At 50.7% G+C, this 6,114-nt stretch carries 7 protein-coding genes and 5 tRNA genes; all 12 read left to right on the forward strand.

Annotated features, from left to right (window positions below):
• The first annotated feature begins 3 nt into the window (after positions 1–3).
• The gene (gene cysS / locus LX24_RS11440; protein WP_166512288.1) at positions 4–1,458 is read left to right on the forward strand and encodes a cysteine--tRNA ligase; all 1,455 of its coding nucleotides are present in this window, start codon (positions 4–6) and stop codon (positions 1,456–1,458) included.
• Positions 1,459–1,463: 5 nt separating this feature from the next.
• The gene (locus LX24_RS11445; RefSeq protein WP_166512289.1) at positions 1,464–1,883 is read left to right on the forward strand and encodes a Mini-ribonuclease 3; all 420 of its coding nucleotides are present in this window, start codon (positions 1,464–1,466) and stop codon (positions 1,881–1,883) included.
• Positions 1,884–2,013: 130 nt separating this feature from the next.
• Positions 2,014–2,754: an FAD-dependent thymidylate synthase gene (gene thyX, locus LX24_RS11450; protein ID WP_166512290.1), complete on the forward strand. Its 741-nt coding sequence runs from the start codon at positions 2,014–2,016 to the stop codon at positions 2,752–2,754.
• A 21-nt stretch (positions 2,755–2,775) separates the two neighbouring features.
• Positions 2,776–3,507: a 23S rRNA (guanosine(2251)-2'-O)-methyltransferase RlmB gene (rlmB, locus tag LX24_RS11455; protein ID WP_166512291.1), complete on the forward strand. Its 732-nt coding sequence runs from the start codon at positions 2,776–2,778 to the stop codon at positions 3,505–3,507.
• 1 nt (position 3,508) lies between these two features.
• A complete protein-coding gene (locus LX24_RS11460) occupies positions 3,509–4,021 on the forward strand; it encodes an NYN domain-containing protein (protein WP_166512292.1) in 513 nt (170 codons plus the stop codon).
• A 220-nt stretch (positions 4,022–4,241) separates the two neighbouring features.
• Positions 4,242–4,868: an RNA polymerase sporulation sigma factor SigH gene (gene sigH / locus LX24_RS11465; protein ID WP_423244338.1), complete on the forward strand. Its 627-nt coding sequence runs from the start codon at positions 4,242–4,244 to the stop codon at positions 4,866–4,868.
• A gap of 174 nt (positions 4,869–5,042) precedes the next feature.
• Positions 5,043–5,118: transfer RNA gene (locus LX24_RS11470), tRNA-Thr, on the forward strand.
• Positions 5,119–5,157: 39 nt separating this feature from the next.
• Positions 5,158–5,242, forward strand: a tRNA-Tyr gene (locus LX24_RS11475).
• A gap of 69 nt (positions 5,243–5,311) precedes the next feature.
• Positions 5,312–5,387, forward strand: a tRNA-Met gene (locus LX24_RS11480).
• 3 nt (positions 5,388–5,390) lie between these two features.
• Positions 5,391–5,466, forward strand: a tRNA-Thr gene (locus tag LX24_RS11485).
• Between the two features lie 11 nt (positions 5,467–5,477).
• Positions 5,478–5,554 (forward strand) — tRNA-Met (locus LX24_RS11490).
• 225 nt (positions 5,555–5,779) lie between these two features.
• Positions 5,780–6,114: GTP-binding protein (locus LX24_RS11495; protein WP_207706600.1), on the forward strand; the 335-nt coding region annotated here is incomplete at its 3' end.

A 6,114-nucleotide genomic window follows, 5' to 3' on the forward strand; every position in this document is an offset into this window, starting at 1 on the left:
CTTATGCGCATATATAATACCTTAACCAGAAAAAAGGAAGAATTTATACCCCGGGAACCGGGCAAAGTGGCCATATATGTTTGCGGACCCACCACTTATAATTATATCCACCTGGGTAATGCCCGGCCCATCGTGGTTTTTGATACTATACGCAGGTACCTTAAATATAAGGAATTTAATGTATTATATGTCCAAAACTTTACCGATATCGACGACAAAATCATCAACCGGGCCCGGGAAGAGGGGGATGATCCCCTGGCCCTGGCCGAACGCTATGTCAATGAATATTTTAAGGACGCCGATGCGTTAAATGTATTGCGGGCGGACATACATCCCAAAGTGTCCGGTCATATTCCGGAAATTATTGCCCTGGTTGAAGCGCTGGTGGACAAAGGTTTTGCCTACCTGGTGGACGGCGATGTATATTACAACGTGCGCAAGTTTGCCGGTTACGGCAAATTATCCGGCCGGACACTGGAGGATATGCAGGCCGGTGCCCGGGTGGAGGTTGATCATCGCAAAAATGATCCCATGGACTTTGCCCTGTGGAAATCCGCCAAGCCCGGTGAGCCCGCCTGGGACAGTCCCTGGGGCAAGGGCAGGCCGGGCTGGCATATTGAGTGTTCCGCCATGGCCCTTAAATACCTGGGTATTAACTTCGATATCCACGGCGGGGGTTTTGACCTGATATTTCCCCATCATGAAAACGAGATCGCCCAGACCGAGGCGGTCACGGGGCAACCCTTTGCCCGCTACTGGGTCCATAACGGGTTTATTACGGTAAACCAGGAAAAAATGAGCAAGTCACTGGGTAACTTTTTCCTGGTGCGGGACATTTTAAGCAAGTTTCCCCCTGAAGTGGTGCGCTTTTACCTGCTCAGTACCCATTACCGCAGTCCCCTGGATTTTGATGACGAGAAATTAACTGCAAGCCTAAAAGGATTGGAGCGGATCAAAACCTGTTTGCGTTTGCTGGATGAAGCCCTGGCGGGACGGGAATCCACCGGCGCGGCACCACCTGATCCCGCACTGGCCGTGCGCCTGGGAGAAATACGGGGTGAATTTGAAAGGGCCATGGATGATGACTTTAATACCGCACTGGCCATAGGCACGCTGTTTGACCTGGCCCGGGAAGTGAACAGTTACCTGTCAGCTGGCGATTTTCCCAATCCCGCGGAAAGATTGGCCGCCTTGCAAAAAGCCCGGCAAACCTTCATTGATTTCAACGGCGTGCTGGGTATATTTAAAACCGGTGCCCGGGGTGAGATTTTGCTGGACGGTGATGGCGCAGGCAATGAAAGCTTGGTTGGGGATTTGATTGATTTGATTATCGAGATCAGGCAGACCGCCCGTAAAAATAAAGACTGGCCCACCGCCGACCGTATCCGTGACCGGCTCAAAACGCTCGGTATTGTGCTTGAGGATACTCCCGGCGGGGTGCGCTGGAAAAAGCAATAGGTAACATGTTTGGAGAAAGGGATGCAAATATTGATCCCCGGGAGGTTTCATCGCTGGTTTTGGCCTATATCGGGGACGCGGTATATGAGCTTGCGATACGGGAATACCTGGTTAACCAGGGTATTACCAGTGTCAATAAACTACACCGGGAGGCTGTGCGGTATGTACGGGCCTCTACCCAGGCCAAAGTTTTCCGGGCCCTTGCCGGGCATCTTAATAAAACCGAAGAAGCGGTGGCCCGTCGCGGCCGCAATGCCAAGCCCGGCCATGCGCCGAGGGGTGACAGTGTTATCGAGTACCGGCACAGTACGGGTTTTGAATGCCTGGTGGGGTACCTGTACCTGCAGCGTGACTGGTCCAGGCTGGAAGAAATATTAACCCTGGCCAGGGATGTGATCAGCCAGGAACTTGGTGCCGGGTGCTAGCAGGTTGAGAGTTTGGAATTGGATTTGTGGCTTAATAATATGCCAAGCATATGCGAAGCCGGATGGTGAAACAGTTGATAGTTGAGTTGACGGTCAGTATGATATAAATAAACTACGGGGGAACAATGTTATGGGGAGAAGACAACTGCGGGTGGAGTTGCTGCAGTACACTGAAAATCCTGAGCAGTTGGTTGCCTTGGCAGCCAAGTTATGCTATTCGCCCTCCGGTATGGAAGAGTTGCAAAGGGGGGTGAGCCAGCGGGACCAGGCTCACTTTATAAGCAAGTTGTCCGGTATGGGGCACCTGACTCCTGTGGAGCATGCCAGCTTTACCTTTGGCATAGAGGGGGTATCCCGGAGCCTTTTGGCGCAAATAACCAGGCACCGGATTGCCAGTTTCAGTGTGAAATCCCAGCGTTACGTCAGTGAGGACAGTGCGTCCAATGCAGATGGTGTTTTTAACTATGTCATACCGCCACGCATTGTTGCCCTGGGTCCCGGTGAGGTGCAGGAGTTTGAGCGGCAAATGGCTCAGATTCAGCAGTGGTACGACCAGTGGTTGAAAAAACTGGCCGGTTACGGTGACGGGGCCAAGGAGGACGCCCGTTTTGTCTTGCCCAACGCTGCCGAAACCAAGCTGGTGGTGACCATGAACGCCCGGGAATTGCTGCACTTTTTTTCGTTGCGCTGCTGCAACAGGGCCCAGTGGGAAATACGGGCACTGGCCACCGAAATGTTGCGCCAGGTACGACAAGTGGCCCCTGTATTGTTTCGGGACGCCGGTCCCCGATGTCTTAAAGGGCCTTGTCCCGAGGGTGAGATGTGTTGTGGCCGGCAGGCCCAGGTGCGGGAAGAGTTCGAAAAACTATAGGTACTGGGTGGAGATTTTTTAATGGATCAGATTGTTATGGGGCGAAATCCGGTATGTGAAGCGCTGCGGGCAGGTCGAACCGTAAATAAGATATACCTGGCCCGGGGCGTAAAACCCGCCGTTACATCAGATATAATCAAATTAGCCCGGGAAAAACATGTGCCCGTGCAAAATGTGGAGAGGCAATTCCTGGACCGGATGGCGCCCGGTGCGGCGCACCAGGGTGTAATTGCCCAGGTGGCCCCTTATGCCTACGCAGAGTTGGAGGATATACTGGATGGTATAAAAAATACCGACCCCTTGCTGGTGCTTTTGGATGAGGTTACGGACCCCCATAATTTAGGGGCGGTTATTCGCTGTGCCGATGCGGCGGGGGCCCACGGGGTGGTTATACCCCGGCGCCGGGCTGCCGCGGTCACTCCGGCGGTGGTAAAGTCTTCAGCCGGAGCGGTGGAGTTTGTGCCCGTGGCCCGGGTGGGTAATATGGTGCAAACAATTGAGCTGTTGAAAAAACAGGGCATTTGGGTGGTAGGCGCGCACCACGAGGCCAGTCAATCGGTCTGGGATGCCCCTTTGTCAGGCCCTCTGGCCATAGTGGTCGGTGGTGAAGATAAGGGACTTGGAAGACTGGTACGGGAGAAGTGTGATATGTTGGTAAAGCTCCCCATGGCGGGCCGGGTCAATTCCCTGAACGCCTCAGTGGCGGCGGCGCTGGTATTATTTGAGGCGGTGCGCCAGAGAAGCAGGGGATAAAATGAATGAATATATAGTGGTGGACGGATATAATGTTGTATATGCCTGGCCTGAATTGGCCGTACTGGCGGAGGAGAGCTTGGAGCATGCCCGGGACAAGCTGGTGGATATGCTGGCCAATTATGCCGGATTCAGCGGTGACAGGGTGGTGGTGGTTTTTGATGCCCACCGGGTCAGGGGCAACGTGGAAAGGCATGAGATAGTAAACGATGTGCATGTTTTTTACACCAGGGAGGATGAAACCGCCGACTCTTTGATTGAAAAGCTGGTTGGCGATATGCCAAAGGACGGCAACATTCGGGTGGTGACCTTTGACTGGGACGAGCAGAGGATAGTTTTCGGACGGGGCGCTTACCGCATGACGCCCAAGGAGCTCTTGGCCCGGGTGCTGAAAACGGGCCGGAATACCCAGGAAAAACTGGCCCGCAAAGATTATACCGAAAGTTACCTGGAAAACCGTTTAGCGGGTAATATTCGCCAGGTATTTGAACAATGGAGGAGAAAAAGGGATTAGCCCTTGACGCGCCCTCCGGGGGCGGTTATAATAGTGCATGTAAATATAGGACTGGCTAGTTGATTAAAAAATTAATATTTTTTTGCCCCATATGCTATCTGGGACTGATTATTTGAGCCCGGATTTATTTACTTATTAAGCGGTGCGGGTTATTTTTTTCTTTGTGGGTTTCGTTGGGGAGATTACGGCAGGAGGGATATTTTTGAACTTACACGCCCAAATGGATGCTTCCGGCGATTTTCAGTTGATGCTTGACGAAGATGTGGTTGAATTTGCCCGTGAGGGTGACGATGCGGCTCTTGAATACCTGATTAATAAGTATAAAAACTTTGTGCGAGCCAAAGCCCGTTCTTACTTTTTAATCGGTGCGGACCGGGAAGATATTATCCAGGAGGGTATGATCGGTCTATATAAGGCGATTCGTGATTTTAGAATGGACAAGTTGTCGTCTTTTCGCGCTTTTGCTGAACTATGTATTACCCGCCAAATAATAACAGCTATTAAAACCGCCACCAGGCAAAAGCATATCCCGCTAAATTCCTATATTTCGCTGAACAAACCTATTTACGATGAGGACTCTGACCGTACATTGCTGGATGTCATATCAGGTTCCAAAATATCCGATCCTGAAGAGTTGATTATCAGCCGCGAAGAATTTGATGATATCGAAGAAAAGATGGGTGAGATACTAAGTTCATTGGAGTGGAAAGTGCTGATGTCCTACCTGGAGGGAAAATCCTACCAGGAAATTGCCGAAGATCTCAAAAGACATGTTAAATCCATTGATAACGCTCTGCAAAGGGTGAAACGCAAGCTGGAGCGCTATCTGGAAAAACGCGAGGCCTGATCTTTTAATTATTGATTAGTTAAGCCGGATTGCCAATCAAGGCAACCGGCTTTCTTAATTATTTACGGGCTCGTACTAAAAGAATAAGCTTTGGTAGTTTTTAGTTATTATTTTTATTGTGTTAGCCTATTGACAAAGTGCTGTACCTGGCTTATAATAACTTTTGTCGTCGATGCCGGCGTAGCTCAATTGGCAGAGCAGCTGACTTGTAATCAGCAGGTTGCGGGTTCGAGTCCCATCGCCGGCTCCAGCATTAAACCGGGTGGCCGGATAAACTTAAAATTTTTGTGGAGAGGTTCCCGAGTGGCCAAAGGGAGCAGACTGTAAATCTGCCGGCGACGCCTTCGCAGGTTCGAATCCTGCCCTCTCCACCAAATTCAAGCAAATTAGTAGCAAATAACATTGAAAATTTTTTTAATATGTGTTATAGTATTAAATGTTGACGCGGGGTGGAGCAGCCGGCAGCTCGTCGGGCTCATAACCCGAAGGTCGGGGGTTCAAATCCCCCCCCCGCAACCAAATGCCGCTATAGCTCAGGAGGTAGAGCGCATCCTTGGTAAGGATGAGGTCACCGGTTCAAACCCGGTTAGCGGCTCCACTTAAATACATGGCGGCGTAGCTCAGATGGTCAGAGCATGCGGTTCATACCCGCAGTGTCCGGGGTTCAAATCCCTGCGCCGCTACCAACAAACCAGCATAAAGCTGGTTTTTTTTCATTTTAATTTTCTTAAGAAGGATTTAATTAATAACTATCGAATAAAAATGTTGGTGTTGGGTTGCGGTTTATAAAACTGGTAAAAATGGAAATAATAAAGAAATGCTGTAGTATATGAACCTTTTGGTAATTGGCAGGTGCAATAAAGCCCCAATGAAAAACTTAAGGATAAAGCAAGGAGGAATTAAAACCAACCATGGCAAAGGCGAAATTTGAGCGGACCAAACCGCACGTAAACATTGGTACCATCGGCCACGTGGACCACGGCAAGACCACCCTTACCGCAGCTATCACCACCATACTGTCCACAGTGGGTGGCGCCACAGTAAGGAAATACGACGAAATTGACAACGCCCCGGAAGAAAAAGAACGCGGGATTACCATTAATACCTCTCACGTGGAATACGAAACCGAGAAACGGCACTACGCGCACGTGGACTGCCCCGGTCACGCCGACTACGTCAAGAACATGATCACCGGCGCAGCCCAGATGGACGGTTCCATCCTGGTGGTATCGGCAGCCGACGGCCC

The organism is Desulfallas thermosapovorans DSM 6562, assembly GCF_008124625.1.
Taxonomy (GTDB): Bacteria; Bacillota; Desulfotomaculia; order Desulfotomaculales; family Desulfallaceae; genus Sporotomaculum; species Sporotomaculum thermosapovorans.

Bases quoted from the DNA above. Each gene is read 5' to 3' on its own strand.
- cysS (WP_166512288.1), top strand. From the start codon at position 4: ATGCGCATATATAATACCTTAACCAGAAAAAAGGAAGAATTTATACCC.
- LX24_RS11445 (WP_166512289.1), top strand. From the start codon at position 1,464: ATGTTTGGAGAAAGGGATGCAAATATTGATCCCCGGGAGGTTTCATCG.
- thyX (WP_166512290.1), top strand. From the start codon at position 2,014: ATGGGGAGAAGACAACTGCGGGTGGAGTTGCTGCAGTACACTGAAAAT.
- rlmB (WP_166512291.1), top strand. From the start codon at position 2,776: ATGGATCAGATTGTTATGGGGCGAAATCCGGTATGTGAAGCGCTGCGG.
- LX24_RS11460 (WP_166512292.1), top strand. From the start codon at position 3,509: ATGAATGAATATATAGTGGTGGACGGATATAATGTTGTATATGCCTGG.
- sigH (WP_423244338.1), top strand. From the start codon at position 4,242: ATGGATGCTTCCGGCGATTTTCAGTTGATGCTTGACGAAGATGTGGTT.